Source organism: Micromonospora fiedleri, from assembly GCF_016774385.1.
In the GTDB taxonomy this organism is placed as follows: Bacteria; Actinomycetota; Actinomycetes; order Mycobacteriales; family Micromonosporaceae; genus Micromonospora; species Micromonospora gifhornensis.
The window spans coordinates 570,653-587,694 of sequence record NZ_JAETXL010000003.1; the positions used below are offsets into that span (position 1 = coordinate 570,653).

Below are 17,042 nucleotides of genomic sequence, written 5' to 3' on the forward strand. Positions count from 1 at the left end.
CGGTGGCCGACCGGTTCACTCGGCCAGGATCTGCTCGCGCAGGATGTCGGCGTGCCCGCAGTGCTGGGCCAACTCCCGCAGCACGTGCAGGTACACCCAGCGCAGCGGCAGCGGGCCGCGCCGGTTGCCGTACACCAGGTCGTCCAGGTCCAGCGACGCGGTGGCCCGGCGGGACTGCTCACAGACCTGCCGATGCCGGCGTTGCACGTCGGCGATGGTGTCGGCGTCGGTGAGCACGAAGGACTCGTCCGGTGTCGCGGGAATACCGATCTCGTCGCGCGAGCGGCGGGTGATCGCCTCGTCGAACCAGACCTGTTCGACGAAGGTCGCGTGCTTCACCAGGCCCAGCAGGGTGGTCCGGGACGGCACCAGCGAGCGGCGGGCCTGCTCCTCGGTGAGCCCGTCCAGGCAGCTGTTCAGCGCGGCGCGGTGCTGGTCGAGGAAGACCTCGAACTGCGGCCGGATCGGCTGGTCGCGCACGTCATCGACGGATGTCGTCGGCAGAGAGGACATGCGGTCAGCATCCCAAGCCCGCTCGCCGACGGCAACGGACCGCGCCGCAGCGGGCGACGGCGACGGACCGGGCCGCGGCCGGGGGCGGTCGGCGGGCGTTACGCCGCAACGGTGGGGTCCGGGTCGGCGGGACACCGCCGTTGCGGCGTAACGGGGTCGGGCACGGTCAGGCCGGTAGGCGCCAGACCTGGTTGGCCCCGCCGAAGCAGTCCCAGATCTGCAACCGGGTGCCGTCGGCGGAGCTGTTGCCGGTGGCGTCGAGGCACCGGTTCGACGCCGGGTTGCGCAGCGTGCCGTTGGACTGGGCCTGCCAGACCTGCGCGCCGGTGCCGTTGCAGTCCCACAGCTGGATCGGGGTGCCGTTGGCGGTGCCGGCGCTGGTGATGTCCAGGCACTTGCCGAGGGCGCGCAGGGTGCCGTCGCCACCCACGGTCCACCGCTGCGCGTTGGTGCCGTTGCAGGTGTAGAGCTGGATGGCGGTGCCGTTGGCGGTGCTCGCGGCGGCGACGTCCACACACTTGCCGGCGATGCCGGTGATCTGGCCGGTACGGCCGGACGGCGTACCACCCATGACGGTGTCGTAGATCGCGCTGACCAGCGAGGTCGCGCCGCTGCTGTCCTGGGTGAGTTCCCAGTTCATCATGCCGCCGGCGTTGGCCAGCGCCCACTGGGTCTTGCGTTTGACGGTGGGGATGCCGTTGTAGCACTGCTGAACGCCGCCGACGCTGGTGCAGTCCCGGTTGGCGTTCGCCGGGTCCATGCCGACCAGCTGGGTGTACGTGTAGTAGCCGGGTCGGCTGTAGAACGGCACGCCGAGCACCGCTTTGCTGGCCGGCAGGCCACGGGCCTTCCACCCGTTCACCGCGTTGATCGACCAGTCGTAGTTGGCGTGCGGGCTGCCGCCGTCGTACGCCATGATGTTGAGGAAGTCGACGTGATTGAAGACCGACGTCGGCACCCCGTCGCGGTAGTAGCCCTCGGCGACCACGGCGGCGGTGAGCAGCTTGCCCTGCGGGCGCAGGGCGTTGCTGAGCTGAGACATGAGCAGGCTGTAGTTGGTGGCCGAGGCGCCCGGGTCCGGGTACTCCCAGTCCATGTCGACGCCGTCGAGGCCGTACTGGTTGACGAAGCTGACCACGCTGTTGACGAACGTGGTGCGGGTGCCGGCGTTGGCGGCCAGGGCCTCGAAGGCCGAGTCGTCGCCGTCGTTCCAGCCGCCGATGGCGATGGAGACCTTGACGTTGTTGGCCCGGCCCAGTGACACCAGCGAGGACAGTTTGCTGGGGTTCTCCACCGGTCGCAGGGTGCCGTTGCTGTTGGGCAGCACGAACGCGTAGTTGATGTGGGTGAGCTTGCCGTACTGGACCGCGTTGACGTTGCCGGTCCACGACGGCAGGTAGCCGACGCTCTTGAAGTTGTTCGGCAGGACCACGGCCTGCGCGGCGGTCGGGGTGACGGCGAGGGTCGCGGCGGCGGTGACCAGGGCGAGCAGGCCGGTGGTCAGGGCCGAACGGGGCCGCAGACGTGGTGAGGACATCGAGGGCCTTCCCGGGGCAGAGGGCGACACCGTGTCGTCCCGGCCGGCGCCGATGACAGCGCCGGTCGGGGCGTACGGATGTGCAGGGTCGGTTACCTCGAGGCAGCCAAATCTTAAAGAGTGTTAACGGTTTTGGTCAACGATGCTTCTCGATACGAGGTGCTCCGTTCGGGGTAGCGCTGGTCAGCCGCGCAGCAGCGGCAGCACCCGCTGACCGAGCAGGTCGATCCCGCTACGCGGAGTGAGCCCGTGCGGAGTGCCGAACTCGACCCGACTCGCTCCCGCGTCGAACACCGCGGCGGCCTGCGCGGCGACCTGCTCGGGGGTGCCGGAGAAGGCGAACAGGTCGAGCAGGTCGTCGCCGATCAGGGCACCGGCCGCGTCGTCCTCCCGGCGGGCCACGTGCTCCTTGATCCGGGCCAGCAGCTCCGGATCGACCTCGACGGTGGGATCGAGGGCGGCGACCACCGCGAGGTACATCGCCACCTCGGTACGGGCCACCCGCCGGGCCAACTCCCCGTCCAGGTCCACGACCGTCACCGCGCCCAGCACCACGCCCGTGCGGTCACCCCCCGCCTCGTCGAGCCAGGCACGCATCGTCTTGGCCATCGCCGGGTTCGCCGAGCCACCGACCTTGACCTCGGCGGCGTACCCGGCGGCGGACCGGGCGGTCTGCTGCCCCCAGGTGCCGACCAGCACCGGCACGTCCGGCCGGGCCGGCGCGTAGCGCAGGCTGGTGCCCGGCGCCACGGTGAACTCCCGGCCCTCGAAACCGCTGTCGTCGCCGCCGAGCAGCCGACGGACGATCTGCACCGTCTCGGCGATGCGCCGCAGCGGCCGGGCCTGCGCCACACCGATCTCCTGCAACCAGGTGCCCCGGGCCAGGCCCAGGTACGCCCGGCCGTGCGAGGCCAGGTCGAGGGCGGCGACCTGCCCGGCGACCTCCACCGGATGCAGGGTGAACGGGTTGAGGCAGGCCGCGCCGAGCCGGATCCGGCGGGTGTGCCGGGCGGCCACCAGCAACGGGAAGATCGGCGGCTGGTACATCAGGTCACCGAAGACCGACAGCACGTCGAAGCCGTACCGTTCGGTCAACTCGGCCAGCTCCGCGTACTCGTCGGCGGACTTGTCCGATTGCAGGCCGATGCCGACCAGGCGGTCGTCGGTCACGTCAGCTCCTCGGTGGGGATCTGCCGCAGGGCAGTGCGTTCGATGCGCATGATGACCCGCTCCTCGGGGTCCGGACAGGCCACGTGGCTGTCCCGGGCCATCCAGTCCCCCTCGGCCAGGGCCCGCTGCTTGGCCGGCAGCAACGGCAGGCAGGCGGCCAGCGCGTACATGCAGAAGTGCTGGCCGGCGGGGATGCTCAGCCGGCAGGACTCGGTCAGGTCGATCTGGTCGCCCACCTTCATGCCGCACACCGAGCGGCCCTCGATCCGCTCGACCACGACCCGCAGGTCGTACACCTCGGTGGTGGGTTCGTCGGTGGTGGTGGGTTCGTCGGTGCTCATCGGACTGCCTCCGCGTGGTGGTGCACGATGCGCCAGCCGGTGTCGTCGCGGCGCAGGACGTCGGTGACCCGGAAGCAGGTGTCCGGGCGGTCGTCGGCGAAGCGGGCCCGCAGCACGTAGCGGACCAGGCCGGTGTCGCCCCAGCTCTCGGCGCGTACCTGCTCCGGGGCCACGCTCACCGGCGCCGGGCCGGTCGCGGCGGCGGCCCGGGTGTCGCGCAGCGCGTCGAGCGCGGCCAGGCCGGTCAGCAGGTCGTCCGCATCGGACTCCCAGATGGTCAGGTCGGGGTGCAGGTGGGCGTCGAACGCCGGGCGGTCGCCCAGCGACCGGTACATGTCGCTGATGGTGGTGCTGAGTTCGTCGATGCTCATCCGTCACTTCCGGGTGCTCAGGTCGCGGGTGCTCAGGTCGCGGGGGGCAAGGCCTCGGCGAGGCGGGCGCGTAGCGGGTCCAGGCCCATCGGCCCGAGCGCCAACGCGGTGTGGTGGAACCGTTTGCGGTCGAAGGCGGCGCCGGCACGGCGTTCGGCGTCGCGGCGGGTCTGCTGCCACAGCCGGGCCCCGACCTTGAACGCCAGGGCCTGCGCCGGCCAACCGAGGTAGCGGTCGACCTCGAAGCGGGCGGTCGCGGCGTCCAGCCCGGCGACCCGGGTGAGCAGGTCCACGGCCACCGCCGGGGTCCAGCGGTCGGCGTCGGTGAAGCCGGTGCCGGCCGGGATCGGCAGGTCGAGGTGCAGGCCGAGGTCGATGACGACGCGGGCGGCCCGCCACATCTGCCCGTCGAGCATGCCGAGGCGTTCGCCGGGGCCGGCGTAGAGGCCGATCTCGTCGGCGAGGCGTTCGGCGTAGTGGGCCCAGCCTTCGGCGTACCCGTGCACCTGGCACAGGTGGCGCTGCCAGGGGTGCAGCTCGGCGGTGGTGAGGGTGACGGCGTGTTGCAGGTGGTGGCCGGGCAGCCCTTCGTGGCAGAGCGTCCCGACGTGCCGCCACACCGGCACGCTCGACTCCCCCGGCGGCACCGACCACCAGATCCCGCCCGGGCGGGTCAGGTTCGCGTCCGGCGGGGTGTAGTACATGACGCCGGAGGCGGCGGGGCTGATCCGGCACTCGACGTGGCGAGTGGCCGCCGGGATGTCGAAGTGGACGCCGTCGAGCTGGCCGGTGAGCAGGGCGGTGCGCTTGCGCAGCCACTGTTCCAGGGCGGGACCGACCGACACCCGCCCGGCGGGGTCGGCGTCCAGCGCGGCCCGGGCGCTCGCCGGGTCCGGGTGGCCGCAGTCGGCCGCCGCGGCGTGCAGTTCGACGTCGGTACCGGCCAGCTCCGCCCAGCCGTACGCGTACAGCTCGTCGAGGTCGACGTCGGCGCCGAGGAAGGCGCGGGAGGTGACCTCGTACAGGTCGCGCCCGACACCGTCCACCTCGGTGGCGGCGGGGGCGAGTTCGGTGCGCAGGAACGTGGCGAACGCCTCGGTGGCGGCGCTGGCGAGCCGGGCACCTTCGGTCAGCCGGTCGGTGAGCGGGCCGCCGGGGCAGCTGGCGACGAGCCGGCCGTAGAAGTCGCCGGCGGTCCAGCTCTGGCACTGCGCGGCGACGACGAGCACCTGCCGTCGGGCGACCAGGTGGCCGCGCTGCGCGGATCGGCGCAGCGTCGCGGCGTACTGGTCCAGGGTGGTCGGCAGCCGGTGCAGGTGCTCGGCGACGGCGGCCCAGTCGTCGGCGGTCTGCCGGGGCAGGTTGTCGAAGACCTGGCGGGCCAGGTGGGCCGGGGTGGCCAGCGGGGCGAGCAGCCGGGTGGTGAACCCGGCGTCGTACAGCGCGACCTCGCTGGCCAGCCGCTCGGCCAGGGCGCCGGCGAGGGCACGCTGCGCCGGGCCGTCGGCGGTGGCCGAGGTGGCCGCGGACGCGGTCTGCCGGGCCAGTGCCGCGCGGGCGTCGAACGCCTCCGGGGACAGGTCCGTCAGCTGCGAGTCGGGGGTACGCCCGGCCGCCTCGGCGGCCTGCGGGTCGAGGTCGGCGAGCGCGGCGAGGTAGTCGTCGGCGACCGCCGTGATCACGGTCATCGTCGGGTCCGGGTGCGGCCGTGGTCGTCGCGGTAGACGACGCCGCCCTTCATCACCACGTGCAGGGTCCGCAGGGCGGAGACCGACCGGGTCGGATCGTCGCGCAGCACCAGCAGGTCGGCGTGCTTGCCGGCGGTGATGCTGCCCAGCTTGTCGTCGGCTTCGAGCCACTCGGCCGGGCGGATGGTGGCGGCCTTCAGCGCATCGGCGACGGGCATCCCGGCGTCCACCATGAACTCCAGCTCCCGCACGGTGGCGCTGGTCTCGTCGTAGTCGGCGTGCGGCGGCATGTCGCTGCCCAACGCGATCGGCACGCCGTTGCGGATGGCGTGCTGCAGGCTCTCCCAGTGTCGGGGGCCGGCGCCGAGGGCGCGCTCCATCAGCCAGCCGGGCACTCCCGAGTCGCGGAAGAACTGTTCACAGCGGCTGACCACGATGGTCGGGACGTACCAGACGCCCCGTTCGGCCATCAGCCGGGTGACCTCGTCGGTCAGCTCGTAGCCGTGCTCGACGCAGTCCAGGCCCAGCTCCACCGCCCGGCGTACGGTGTCGGCCGGGCCGGCGTGCGCGGTGACCTTGCGTCCCCAGTCGTGGGCGACCCGGATGACGGCGGCCATCTCGTCGTCGAGCAACTGCGGGGTGTCGATCGCCTCGTACTGGCCGGCGATGCCGCCGGAGATGCACACCTTGATCAGGTCGGCGCCGGCCCGGATCTGGGCGCGGGTGAGTTGCCGGAACCCGTCGGCGCCGTCGGCTTCCAGGGCGTCGGCCTCCCAGCCGTGGCCCCCGGTGCAGCACAGCGCGTGCCCAGCGGTGAAGATCCGGGGTCCGTCCACCGCGCCGGCCTCGATGCCCTTGCGCAGCGCGAAGTCGGCGTAGCGGCCCTCGCCGACCAGCCGGGCGGTGGTGACCCCGGCGTGCAGGGTGCGCCGGGCGGAGTCGGCCATCAGCAGCACCAGTTCGGCCAGGTTGGACCGGTGCACCTCGTCGGCGAGGTGGCCGGGCAGGCCGAGGGAGAGGTGCACGTGCATGTTCGTCAGGCCGGGCATCACCACGTCGCCGCCCAGGTCGACCACCGGGACGTCGCCGGCCTCGGCGAGCACGTCGTCGACCGGCCCGACGGCACGGATCATGCCGTCGGCGCCGATCCAGATGCCCTGGTCGGCTTGGAGGTGGTCGGTGAGGCCGTCGTAGAGGGCGAGGTTGACCAGGACCTGTTCGGTGGCGCGATGCATGTCGGCGTCCTCAGGGGGCGGCCACGGCGGCGGGGGCCGTGGCGGGGTCGTTGAGCCAGCAGGCGGCGCTGCGTCCGCCGAGGTCGAGGGTGGGTGGCTGGTCGCCGCAGGGGGCGAAGGCGTGGGCGCAGCGGGGCCGGAACCGGCAGCCGGTGGGGGCGTTGGCCGGATCGGGCACCTCCCCGGCGAGGGTGGCGGGCAGCCGTGGGGTGGGCCCGATCTGCGGTACCGCGTCGATGAGCGCCCGGGTGTACGGGTGGCGCGGGTCGCGCCACAGCTCGCGGGTGGGTGCGGTCTCCACGATCCGGCCCAGGTACATCACGGCGGTGACGTCGGCGATCTCGTGGACCAGGGCGAGGTCGTGGGAGATGAACAGCATGCCCATGTCGAGTTCCCGGACCAGCCCGACGAGCAGGTTGACCACCTGGGCCTGCGAGGAGGCGTCCAGGGCGGTGACCGGCTCGTCCGCGATGATCATGCGGGGTTGCGGGGCGAGGGCGCGGGCGATGGCCAGCCGCTGCCGTTGACCACCGGAGAACTGGTGCGGGTAGCGGTCGGCGGCCTCGGCGGGCATGCCGACCCGGTCGAGCAGTTCGATCACCCGGGCGTTGCGGGCCGCGCCGGTCACCGTGACCGGTACGCCGTCGAGCAGCTGGGCGCCGATGGTGCGCCGGGGGTTGAGCGAGGCGTACGGGTTCTGGAAGACCATCTGGAGACCGATCTCGGTCTCCGGTCGACGTCGCCAGCCCAGCGGGGTGATCGGGCGGCCGGCGAAGCTGACCTCACCGGCGCTCGGCGGGGTCAGTCCGACGGCGACCCGGGCCAGCGAGGACTTGCCGCAGCCGGACTCGCCGACCAGGCCGACGATCTGGCCGGGTGCCACGTCCAGGCTGACCCCGGCGACCGCGCGGACCCGACCGTTGCCCCGGGAGCGGTACTCGACCTGCACGTCGCTGATCCGCAGCAGACTGCTCATCGGGCTGCCACCTCCAGGTGCGGGCGGACCACGCAGGCCACCGACCGGTGCGCGCCGGCCGGGGTCAGCGGCGGCGGGCTGGTGCCGCAGGCCGGTTCGGCGTACCCGCAGCGGGGTTGGAACGGGCAGCCCGGCGGCGCCTGGCCGGGCGCCGGTGGGCCGCCGGGGATCGGCCGCAGCGTGCCGACGGCCTGCGTGCCGTGCGGGCGGGCACCGAGCAGCGCGGCGGTGTACGGGTGGGTGGGTGCGGTGAGCAGTTCCCCGGTCGGTCCGGTCTCCACCACCCGCCCGGCGTAGAACACGTAGCCCCGGGTGGTCAACGCGCTGAGCACCCCGAGGTCGTGAGTGATGAACGCGACGGCCAGACCGGTCTCGGCGCGCAACCGGTCCAGCAGGGCGAGGATGCCGGCCTGCACGGTGACGTCGAGGGCGGTGGTGGGTTCGTCGGCGATCAGCAGCCGGGGGCGGGCGGCCAGGGCGATGGCGATCGCCGCGCGTTGGCGCATGCCGCCGGAGAACTGGTGCGGGTAGGAGCGCAGGGCACGTTCCGGGTCGGGGATGCGTACCTGGTCGAGCAGTTCCACCGCCCGCCGGTTCGCGGCCCGGCGGTCCATGCGCAGATGCACCCGCATGTGTTCGGTGAGTTGGCGGCCGATGGTGAGCATCGGGTGCAGGGCGGCGGTGGGGTCCTGGAAGACCATGGCGATGCCGGCGCCCCGGACCCGCTGCCAGCCGCGCTGGTCCAGGCCGAGCAGGTCGGTGCCGGCGAACCGGGCCGACCCGCGGACCGTGGCGCCGGGCGGCAGCAGGCCGAGCAGGGTCTGCGCGGTGAGGCTCTTGCCGCAGCCGCTCTCCCCCGCGATGCCGACCAGTTCACCCTCGTCGACGGTCAACGACACGTCGTGCAGGATCGGCAGCGGGCCGCGCGGCCCGGGCAGGGTGACGGCGAGGGAGTCGACGTCGAGCAGCGGTGCCATCTCTAACGTCCCTTCGCGTAGCGGGGGTCGAGCCGGTCGCGCAGCGCGTCGCCGAGCACGTTGAACGCCATCACGACGGTGAGGATGGCCAGGCCGGGGAAGACGCTGACCCACCACATCGACAGGTCCTGGGAGCCGAGGGCGACCATCGAACCCCATTCGGCGGCCGGTGGGCGGGGGCCCAGGCCGAGGAAGGAGAGCGCGGCCAGCAGCAGCACCGCGTTGCCGAGTTCCAGGGTGGCCAGCACGATCGCCGGGCCGATGCTGTTGGGCAGCACGTCGCGGCGCAGCGCCTTGACCGGTCCGACGCCGAGCAGCCGGGCGGCGTTGAGGTAGTCGTCGCCGCGCATGCTGAGCACGGCGCTGCGGATGACCCGGGCGTACACCGGCCAGGAGACGATGACCAGGGCGAGGACGGCGTTGCGGGTGTTCGGGCCGAACGCGGCGGTGACCGCCATCGCGAGGATGATCTGCGGGAAGGCGAACACCAGGTCGGTCAGGCGCATCAGCGCCTCGTCGGCGAACCGGCCGAGGTAGCCGGCGAGCAGCCCGAGCAGGCCGCCGATCAGCAGGGCCAGCGAGACGATGGCCAGCGCCAGCGGGATGGACAGCCGGGCGCCGTGGATGACCCGGCTGAGGATGTCCCGGCCGAGGGAGTCGGTGCCGAACCAGTGCGCTGCCGACGGCGACGCGTACGCGTCGGGGCTCTGGGCGAGCGGGTCGTAGGGGACGATCAGGGGGGCGAAGATGGCCACCAGCAGCCAGCCGCCGAGGATGACCAGGGCCGCCAGGGTGACCGGCTGCCGCCAGACCGGCCGAGTGCCGCCACCGCGCAGCCGGCCGAGCCAGCGGCGTCGGCTCAGCGCCCGGTCCACCTTCGGATCCGGGGCCACCGGATCGGGTGCGATCGTGGTCATGACAGGCGGATCCTCGGGTCGATGAGCCCGTAGAGCAGGTCGACGGTCAGGTTGACCAGGGTGTAGACCAGCGCCACGAAGAGGCTGACGCCGAGGATCGACGGCAGGTCCAGCGCGGTGGCGCTGCGGTAGGCGTACTGGCCGAGGCCGGGCCAGCCGAAGATGCTCTCCACCAGCACCGTGCCGGACAGCAGGGAGGCGAAGGCCAGGCCGGAGACGGTGACCACCGGGACCAGGCCGGCGCGCAGCAGGTGCCGGCGCAGCACCACCCGGGCCGGCAGACCCTTGGCGTACGCGGCGCGGATGTAGTCCTGCTGGAGCACTTCGAGCATGGCGGAGCGGACGAAGCGCACCAGCAGCGCCACGGTCAGCGAGGTCAGCACCAGCACCGGCAGGACCAGGTGCTGGGCGGCGTCCCAGGCCACGTCCCACTGCCCGGCCAGCGCCGCGTCGACGGTGTACATGCCGGTGACGGTGGGCGGTGGGCTGAACGCGGTGGAGAGCCGGCCGCCGCTGGGGGCCAGGCCGAGTTTGTAGAAGAAGACGTAGAGCACGACGAGCGACAGCCAGAACGGCGGGGTGGACAGGCCCAGCAGGGCGCCGACGCGGACCAGTTGGTCGGTGAACCGGCCGTTGCGGACCGCGGCGAGCATGCCGATGCCGGTACCGATCAGCAACGCCAGCACCATGGTGGGGATGGCCAGTTCCATGGTCGCCGGCACGTACCGGACCAGGTCGTCCAGGACCGAGCGGCCGGTCTGCTGGGAGATGCCCAGGTCGCCGGTGAGCAGGTTGCCCAGGTACTGGAAGTACTGCGCCCAGAGCGGCTGGTCCAGGCCCCACTTCTCCCGGAACGCGGCCACCGTGGCCGGGTCGTTGAGCGCCTGGTCCGACAGGTTCGCCGTGACCGGGTCGCCGGGGACCACGTTGACCAGCGCGAACGTCACCACGGTGACGCCCAGCAGCAGACCGGCGGTGATCGTCAGCCGCTTGGCCAGGAAGACCAGCAACGGATGCGCGCGGCGCGGCCGGGGCCGGGACGCGGTCGTGGTGACCGCGCCCGGCTTCCCGTCGTGAACTGTCGTCATCTGTGCTGCCGGCTACTTCCGGCCGACCGCGGCGACGTCGACCTGCCAGCCGGCGGCGGTGTAGTCCGCGCCGGTCAGGTCGGCGGTCGCCACCACCGTGGAGGAGTTGCTGGCCAGCACGATGTACGGCGAGGACTGGTTCATCAGTCGCTGCCACTCCTGCATCGCGGAGGCCCGGGCGGCCAGGTCGAGGGTCTCGGTGACCTTCTTGCCGGCGGCCACGACCGCGGCGTCGGCCCGGTCCACGGTCCAGCCGGAGCGCAGCGCGGTCGGCTGTCCGGGGGCCATGTTGTTGATCAGCGAGTCGGCGACCGGATAGTTCAGGCTCTGCGGGGTGAAGCCCATCGGCATCTTCCCGCCGCGCATCTCGTCCAGGAAGGTGGTCAGCGGCTGCGGGTTCAGCTCCAGGGTGATGCCGGCCTCGGCGGCGTCGCCCTGCACCTTGGTGGCCACGGTGCCGAGGTCCACGCCCTTGTAGGTGATGGCCGGGTAGCTGAACTTGACCTTGGGGTTGGTCAGGCCCGCCTCGGCGAGCAGCGCCTTGGCCTTGGCCACGTCGCGGGTCGACGCCTCGCCCTCGGGCAGCGCGCCGGGGAAGGCGGGGGCGACCAGACCGGCGCCCGGTGCGGCGCCCTGCCCGTAGAGGGCGGCGATGCCCTGGTAGTCGATGGCGGCCCGCAGCGCCTGGTTGAACTTCGCGTCGGCGGTCACCGCGGAGACGGCCGGGTCGGCGTTGAGGAACAGGAAGTAGACGGTGTCCTGCACGCCGGAGGTCTGCAGGGTGCTCGGCAGTCCTTCGAGCAGCTTGCCGGAGATGTCCAGGGAGATCTCGTTGGCCTCGGCGCGCTGCATGGTCAGCTTCTGGGTCTGCACGTCCATGTTGCGCAGCACGACCCGGTCGAACTTCGGCTTGTCACCCCAGTAGTCGGGGTTGGCCTCCAGCACCACCTGGGACTCCGGCTCGTACGACTTGAGCACGTACGGGCCGCTGCCGATGGAGTTGGTGTCGAGGTACTGCTGGGCGGTGTCGCCCTGGGCGGCGTCCTGGCCGTCCTTGGCGCCGTTCTCCTGGGCGACCTTGGCGTTGATCACGGCGGTGGAGGGCATGGAGAGCACCACCGGGACGTTGGGGTTGGCCGTCGCCGAGGTGACCACGACGGTGCTGTCGTCGGTCTTGCTGACGCTCAGCTCGCTGACGGTGACCGCTGGGCTGGCCTTGATGTTCTTCAGCCGGTTGAGCGAGAACACCACGTCGTCGGCGGTGAGCGGGCTGCCGTCGGAGAACTTCACACCCTGCCGCAGCTTGAAGGTGAAGGTCTTGGCGTCCGGGGAGACCTCGTACGACTCGGCCAGCGCGGGGACCGGCTTGCTCACGTCCGAGCCCTCGAAGGTGAGCAGGGTGTCGTAGAGGGCGTGCACCGCGGTCAGGCCGGTCGCCTCGTAGACGCGGCCGGGGTCGAGGGTCTTGAGCACGAACGAGGTGTTGACGGTGAGCGTGGTGGCGCCGCTGCCACCGCTCGCGTTTCCGCCGCCACCGCCGGCCGTGCAGGCGGCGGTGGAGATGATGGCCAGCGCCGTCAGAGCGGATGCTCCGACGCGAAGCCGGCGGGGGGACACCGACATGCTGTTCCTACCTTCGTATGGCGCGGTCCGCTTCCGCGTGGGCCGCAGGTTGTCGACGACCTGGGACGTGAACGCCGGTGTCTCCGGTCGTGGTGTCTCGGGTTTTCAGGGGCGGCATTTCAGGGTTGGATGTAGCCGGACTTACGTTCGTCCGGTTCGTGCCTGGACGCGACGTGTCTACCAGTACCAAACAACGCCACGAGTTGTTTGACCACCCTAAACAGGGCCGTGTAGCTTGGTCAAACAATTTCAGCCACACTGTTATCGGATCGAGGTTTAGATGCTCGGTGATCGACTCCGCGATCTTCGGCAGCAGCACTCCATGACGCTGCGCCAACTCGCCACGGCCGCCGACGTGTCCCCCGCGCTGCTCAGCCAGATCGAGAACGGCGCGACCGATCCGAGCCTGTCCACGCTGCGCAAACTGGCCCAGGTCTTCGACACCTCGATCGCCGAACTGTTCTCCGAGCCCGAGGCGCCCGCGGTGCACCTCAGCCGCGCCGGCAACCGCAGCCGACTGACCGCTCCCCCCGGCCAGATCACCTACGAACGACTCACCCCCGGACGGGGCGACCTGGAGGTGTTGCAGGCCCACCTCGCGCCCGGCGACGCCAGTTCGGCCGAACCGTGGGCCCATCCGTCGACCGAATGCGCCATCGTCATCACCGGCGAGGTCGTCGCCGAGATCGGCGGCGAGAAGCACGTCCTGGCCGCCGGCGAGGCGGTCACCTTCGACTCCCGGCTGGCCCACCTCTACCGCAACGCCAGCGACGAACCGGCCCACCTGATCATCGCGGTCACCCCACCCACCCCCTGAACACCAGGGGTACGCGCGGGCCACCGCGCCGCCTAGCATCGGTGCACATGACCGATTCCGCCACCTTCGGCAACCCCGTCGTGCCCGGCTTCCACCCCGATCCCAGCGTGTGCCGGGTGGGCGAGGACTACTACCTGGTCTGTTCCAGCTTCGAGTACTTCCCCGGCGTACCGATCTTCCACAGCCGGGACCTGGTGAACTGGCGGCAGATCGGCAACGTGCTCGACCGTCCGAGCCAACTCGAACTGCCGCCGGACACGCACGCCTCCGCCGGCATCTACGCCCCGACCATCCGGCACCACGACGGCCGCTTCTACATGGTCACCACAAACGTCACCACCGGCCGCCACCTGCTGGTCACCGCCACCGACCCGGCCGGCCCGTGGTCGGAGCCGGTCCACCTCGACGTGCCGCACATCGACCCGTCGCTGACCTGGGACGACAACGGGGACTGCTGGTTGACCGTGTCGGGGGTCGAGTCGTACCGGATCGATCCGGAGACCGGCACGGTGCTGGAGGGGCCGGTGCCGATGTGGTCGGGCACCGGCGGGCAGTACCCGGAGGCCCCGCACCTGTATCGGATCGGCGACTGGTGGTACCTGCTGGTCTCCGAGGGCGGTACGCACACCGGGCACGCCGTCTCGATCGCCCGGTCGCGCAGCATCCGGGGCCCGTTCGAGCCCGGCCCGGTCAACCCGTTCCTGACCCACCGCAGCACCGATCGGCTGGTGCAGGCCACCGGCCACGCCGACCTGGTGCAGGCCACCGACGGCAGCTGGTGGATGGTGCTGCTGGGCATCCGGGCCAAGGGCCAGTGGCCGCCGTACCACGTGCTCGGCCGGGAGACGTTCCTGGTGCCGGTGCGCTGGGTGGACGGCTGGCCGGTGGTGGATCCGGTCGAGGAGACGATGGCCGCGCCGGCCGGCAGCCCGCCCGCCCTGGCCGCGCCCCGCGACTCGGGGGCGTACCGGGACGACTTCGACGCCACCGACGCGCTCGCGCCGGAGTGGATCTCGCTCCGGGAGCGGCCGAAGGACAGCTGGTCGTTGACCGAGCGGCCGGGCTGGCTCACCCTGCACGCGGCCGGTACGACCCTGGACCGCTCCGGCGCCACCCTGGTCGCCCGCCGGCAGCAGCACCACGACTGCCGGGCCAGCGTGCACGTCGATCCCGGCGCGGGTCGGGCCGGGCTGACGTTGCGCATCGACGAGGCGCACCACTACGGCATCGAGGTCGCCGACGGGCTGGTGCAGGTGATCGGCCGCGTCGGGCCGTTCCGGCAGGTCTTCGGCGAGCTGTCGGTGCCGGCCGGCCCGGTCACCCTGACCATCGCCACCCGTACCGACGATCTGCTGCCGCCGACGGTGACCGTCGCCGACCAGGTGGCGGCCCCCGGCACCCCCTTCGGCGTACGTCCCGCCGCCTGCGACACGGTCAGCTTCGAGGTGCTGACCGACGGCGGGCCGGTGGTCCTCGCCGAACTCGACGGGCGGTACCTGTCCACCGAGGTCGCCGCCGGTTTCACCGGCCGGGTGTTCGGCCTCTACGTCACCGAGGGCAGCGCGGCCTTCGACTGGTTCGACTACCACCCGAGCGCCCGCTCCTGACCCGCTCCCTGCTCGCGGGCGTCCGCCTCCGGTGTGCCGGACGGACGCCCGCGGCGCAGGGCGGCGTGCCCGCCGAGGCCGCGTTCCTGCCCGGCGGGTGACGATCGTGGGCGGCGGTGTCGCGTCAGCTTTCGGTGGGGTGGATGGCGGTCGGCTGCGGCGGCCAGAAGGGCCATTCCTCGAAGGATGCGCATCGCCCGTCCGCGGCGAACCGCATGATCCACAGATCGCGGTACTCCTGGTCGACGGGGGCGCCGTAGCGGACCTCCAACCGCGCCACCGCGGTGTCGCCCTCGACCGCGACCACCTCGCTGGTCATCTCGAACGCCTCGTCCGGACCGTCCCGCTCGGCCTCCCACATCCGGGCTATCGCCGGCAGACCGACGACCGGTTCCCGGTACGGCCCCTGCCGGTAGCTCGCCTGCTCGGTGAAGATCGCGGTGAGCGCTTCCGTCCCCGGCGTACGCCAGGCCCGCTCGTAGGCCGCGATCCAGCCGGTCACCTGCTCCCTGTCCATGGCTGTCAGCCTGCCATGTGCCGTGGACCGGTGCGTGTTTCGGCGGGATGGCGGTGTCCGGTCGGGCGGGAGAGCGCCGGATCGCCGAAACGGCGACGAGCACGCGACGAGCCGTCGGCCGTGCGGGAGAACCCGCACGGCCGACGGCCGGTGGTGGTGTGAATCAGCCGGCGGTGCAGGACACGATCTGCGGTCGGGCCGAGGAGTTGCCGTTCATCATGGTGGTGAAGCCGAACGTGTTGCCGCTGCCGTTGGAGCGCATCGTCATCACGTTGCCGCTGCCGTCCCAGGTGGGGTTGCCGCTCCAGGTGGCGGAGATGCGCTGCGGCGGGGTGATGTTGACGACCACCGACCAGGTGCTGGCGCCGCTGACGGTCACCGAGGTGTTGTAGCGGTCGCCCCAGACCTGACCGGGCGTCATCGACGCGGTGCAGCCGCCGGGGTTGGTGGGCGGCGGGGTGGTGCCGGGCGGCGGGGTGGTCGGGTCGCCGCCGCCGGGCGCGGCGCTGTTCAGCGCGTTGAGCACGGCGTTGTAGGCGGCCTTCTTGTTGCCGCCACCGTCGAACAGCAGCGGGCTCTCGTTGGAGCGCCACGAGTCGGAGTCACGGATGCCCCAGACGGTGATGCCCTTGCAGCGCGGGACGGCGAGGCAGTCGTTGACCGTGTTGCGGTACGCGTCGCTCGGCGCGTTGCGGATGTCCAGCTCGGTGATGTGCACGTCGACGCCGAGGGCGGCGAAGCTGGACAGCGTGGTGCGGTAGTTGCTCGGGTAGTTCGAGCCGCCGGTGAAGTGCGACTGGAGACCGACGCAGTCGATCGGGACACCGCGCTGCTTGAAGTCGCGCACCATCCGGTAGACGGCCTGGGTCTTGGCGTCGTTCCAGTTGTCGATGTTGTAGTCGTTGTAACACAGCTGCGCGTTCGGGTCGGCGGCGCGCGCGGCGCGGAAGGCCGCCTCGATCCAGTCGCTGCCGGTGCGCTCCAGGTTGGAGTTGCGGCGGGCGCCGCTCGATCCGTCCTCGAACGCCTCGTTCACCACGTCCCACCAGGCGATCTGGCCGCGGTAGTGGGTGGCGACCTGGGTCACGTGGTTGAGCATGGCGTTGCGCAGCTGTTGGCCGGACATGTTCTGCATCCAGCTCGGCTGCTGCGAGTGCCAGGCCAGGGTGTGGCCCCGGACCTGCATGTTGCGGCTGCGGGCGTGCTGGACGAGCCGGTCACCGTTGGCCCAGTTGAACTGCCCCTGGTTCGGCTGGAGCGCGTCGATCTTCATTTCGTTCTCGGCGGTGACCTGGTTGAACTCGCGGTTCAGGATGTTCGTGTACGCCGAGTCGTTGAGCCGGTTCACCGCGACGGCGGTGCCGAAATAGCGTCCGCTCTGCGCTGCCGCGGCACCGAGGGTGGTCTCGGCGGCGCTGGCGTTGCCGGGCAGCACCACCGCGCCGGCCGCTGCCATCAGGCCCACGGCAGTCAGCGCCAGGGCCGCCCGCAGCCGTCTCGGCCGTCCGGGTGCTCGGGATTCCTTGCTCATCTGATGCTCCTTCCGGGTCCGGTGGCCCGAGTGCGGGCAGCATGAATCCGGACTCGCGGGATAGGGACGATGCCCGCGATTCCCTGACAAAGGGATCGCATCGGCCTTGCTGGCCGGAAGTATGTCCATGCGGT

General features: G+C 71.8%; 16 protein-coding genes. 2 read left to right on the forward strand and 14 right to left on the reverse strand.

Annotated elements, in window-relative coordinates:
* Positions 1–15: 15 nt before the first annotated feature.
* The 12 genes from JMF97_RS10405 to JMF97_RS10460 form a co-directional block, all read right to left on the reverse strand.
* A complete protein-coding gene (locus JMF97_RS10405) occupies positions 16–513 on the reverse strand; it encodes a DinB family protein (protein WP_203221354.1) in 498 nt (165 codons plus the stop codon).
* Between the two features lie 166 nt (positions 514–679).
* Complete coding sequence (locus JMF97_RS10410; RefSeq protein WP_203221355.1) at positions 680–2,050, reverse strand: glycosyl hydrolase family 18 protein; 1,371 nt, start codon at positions 2,048–2,050, stop codon at positions 680–682.
* A 183-nt stretch (positions 2,051–2,233) separates the two neighbouring features.
* Positions 2,234–3,220 carry an LLM class flavin-dependent oxidoreductase gene (locus JMF97_RS10415; protein WP_203221356.1) on the reverse strand — a complete coding sequence of 329 codons (987 nt, stop codon included), beginning with the start codon at positions 3,218–3,220 and terminating at the stop codon, positions 2,234–2,236.
* Positions 3,217–3,561, reverse strand: a complete 345-nt coding sequence (locus tag JMF97_RS10420; RefSeq protein ID WP_013733581.1) for a TIGR04076 family protein — start codon at positions 3,559–3,561, stop codon at positions 3,217–3,219. Before JMF97_RS10420 ends, JMF97_RS10415 begins: the two co-directional genes overlap by 4 nt.
* On the reverse strand, positions 3,558–3,932 hold the full coding sequence (locus JMF97_RS10425; protein ID WP_013733580.1) for a nuclear transport factor 2 family protein: 375 nt from the start codon (positions 3,930–3,932) through the stop codon (positions 3,558–3,560). Before JMF97_RS10425 ends, JMF97_RS10420 begins: the two co-directional genes overlap by 4 nt.
* A 32-nt stretch (positions 3,933–3,964) precedes the next feature.
* Positions 3,965–5,620 carry a DUF885 domain-containing protein gene (locus tag JMF97_RS10430; RefSeq protein WP_203221357.1) on the reverse strand — a complete coding sequence of 552 codons (1,656 nt, stop codon included), beginning with the start codon at positions 5,618–5,620 and terminating at the stop codon, positions 3,965–3,967.
* On the reverse strand, positions 5,617–6,855 hold the full coding sequence (locus tag JMF97_RS10435; protein WP_203221358.1) for an amidohydrolase family protein: 1,239 nt from the start codon (positions 6,853–6,855) through the stop codon (positions 5,617–5,619). Before JMF97_RS10435 ends, JMF97_RS10430 begins: the two co-directional genes overlap by 4 nt.
* Positions 6,856–6,865: 10 nt before the next feature.
* Positions 6,866–7,831, reverse strand: coding sequence for an ABC transporter ATP-binding protein (locus tag JMF97_RS10440; protein WP_203221359.1), 966 nt, complete (start codon positions 7,829–7,831; stop codon positions 6,866–6,868).
* Positions 7,828–8,808: an ABC transporter ATP-binding protein gene (locus JMF97_RS10445; RefSeq protein ID WP_126712037.1), complete on the reverse strand. Its 981-nt coding sequence runs from the start codon at positions 8,806–8,808 to the stop codon at positions 7,828–7,830. Before JMF97_RS10445 ends, JMF97_RS10440 begins: the two co-directional genes overlap by 4 nt.
* A gap of 2 nt (positions 8,809–8,810) precedes the next feature.
* A complete protein-coding gene (locus JMF97_RS10450; RefSeq protein ID WP_203221360.1) occupies positions 8,811–9,725 on the reverse strand; it encodes an ABC transporter permease in 915 nt (304 codons plus the stop codon).
* Entirely contained in the window at positions 9,722–10,813 is a 1,092-nt protein-coding gene (locus JMF97_RS10455; protein WP_203221361.1) for an ABC transporter permease, read from the reverse strand. Before JMF97_RS10455 ends, JMF97_RS10450 begins: the two co-directional genes overlap by 4 nt.
* A gap of 12 nt (positions 10,814–10,825) precedes the next feature.
* The gene (locus JMF97_RS10460; RefSeq protein WP_203221362.1) at positions 10,826–12,436 is read right to left on the reverse strand and encodes an ABC transporter substrate-binding protein; all 1,611 of its coding nucleotides are present in this window, start codon (positions 12,434–12,436) and stop codon (positions 10,826–10,828) included.
* Between the two features lie 280 nt (positions 12,437–12,716).
* Between JMF97_RS10460 and JMF97_RS10465 the strand changes: the two genes are divergently transcribed.
* Positions 12,717–13,253 (forward strand): cupin domain-containing protein, encoded by a 537-nt coding sequence (locus JMF97_RS10465; protein WP_013733572.1) that lies wholly within the window; start codon positions 12,717–12,719, stop codon positions 13,251–13,253.
* A 47-nt stretch (positions 13,254–13,300) separates the two neighbouring features.
* The gene (locus tag JMF97_RS10470; protein WP_203221363.1) at positions 13,301–14,860 is read left to right on the forward strand and encodes a glycoside hydrolase family 43 protein; all 1,560 of its coding nucleotides are present in this window, start codon (positions 13,301–13,303) and stop codon (positions 14,858–14,860) included.
* A gap of 124 nt (positions 14,861–14,984) precedes the next feature.
* Here JMF97_RS10470 and JMF97_RS10475 read toward each other — a convergent pair whose 3' ends face one another.
* Together JMF97_RS10475 and JMF97_RS10480 are read right to left on the reverse strand one after the other, a co-directional pair.
* Positions 14,985–15,377, reverse strand: coding sequence for a YybH family protein (locus JMF97_RS10475; RefSeq protein WP_203221364.1), 393 nt, complete (start codon positions 15,375–15,377; stop codon positions 14,985–14,987).
* 163 nt (positions 15,378–15,540) lie between these two features.
* Positions 15,541–16,908, reverse strand: a complete 1,368-nt coding sequence (locus JMF97_RS10480; RefSeq protein ID WP_203221365.1) for an endo-1,4-beta-xylanase — start codon at positions 16,906–16,908, stop codon at positions 15,541–15,543.
* Positions 16,909–17,042 lie beyond the last annotated feature (134 nt).

Bases quoted from the DNA above. Each gene is read 5' to 3' on its own strand.
- JMF97_RS10405 (WP_203221354.1), bottom strand. From the start codon at position 513: ATGTCCTCTCTGCCGACGACATCCGTCGATGACGTGCGCGACCAGCCG.
- JMF97_RS10410 (WP_203221355.1), bottom strand. From the start codon at position 2,050: ATGTCCTCACCACGTCTGCGGCCCCGTTCGGCCCTGACCACCGGCCTG.
- JMF97_RS10420 (WP_013733581.1), bottom strand. From the start codon at position 3,561: ATGAGCACCGACGAACCCACCACCACCGACGAACCCACCACCGAGGTG.
- JMF97_RS10425 (WP_013733580.1), bottom strand. From the start codon at position 3,932: ATGAGCATCGACGAACTCAGCACCACCATCAGCGACATGTACCGGTCG.
- JMF97_RS10430 (WP_203221357.1), bottom strand. From the start codon at position 5,620: ATGACCGTGATCACGGCGGTCGCCGACGACTACCTCGCCGCGCTCGCC.
- JMF97_RS10435 (WP_203221358.1), bottom strand. From the start codon at position 6,855: ATGCATCGCGCCACCGAACAGGTCCTGGTCAACCTCGCCCTCTACGAC.
- JMF97_RS10440 (WP_203221359.1), bottom strand. From the start codon at position 7,831: ATGAGCAGTCTGCTGCGGATCAGCGACGTGCAGGTCGAGTACCGCTCC.
- JMF97_RS10445 (WP_126712037.1), bottom strand. From the start codon at position 8,808: ATGGCACCGCTGCTCGACGTCGACTCCCTCGCCGTCACCCTGCCCGGG.
- JMF97_RS10450 (WP_203221360.1), bottom strand. From the start codon at position 9,725: ATGACCACGATCGCACCCGATCCGGTGGCCCCGGATCCGAAGGTGGAC.
- JMF97_RS10455 (WP_203221361.1), bottom strand. From the start codon at position 10,813: ATGACGACAGTTCACGACGGGAAGCCGGGCGCGGTCACCACGACCGCG.
- JMF97_RS10460 (WP_203221362.1), bottom strand. From the start codon at position 12,436: ATGTCGGTGTCCCCCCGCCGGCTTCGCGTCGGAGCATCCGCTCTGACG.
- JMF97_RS10465 (WP_013733572.1), top strand. From the start codon at position 12,717: ATGCTCGGTGATCGACTCCGCGATCTTCGGCAGCAGCACTCCATGACG.
- JMF97_RS10470 (WP_203221363.1), top strand. From the start codon at position 13,301: ATGACCGATTCCGCCACCTTCGGCAACCCCGTCGTGCCCGGCTTCCAC.
- JMF97_RS10475 (WP_203221364.1), bottom strand. From the start codon at position 15,377: ATGGACAGGGAGCAGGTGACCGGCTGGATCGCGGCCTACGAGCGGGCC.
- JMF97_RS10480 (WP_203221365.1), bottom strand. From the start codon at position 16,908: ATGAGCAAGGAATCCCGAGCACCCGGACGGCCGAGACGGCTGCGGGCG.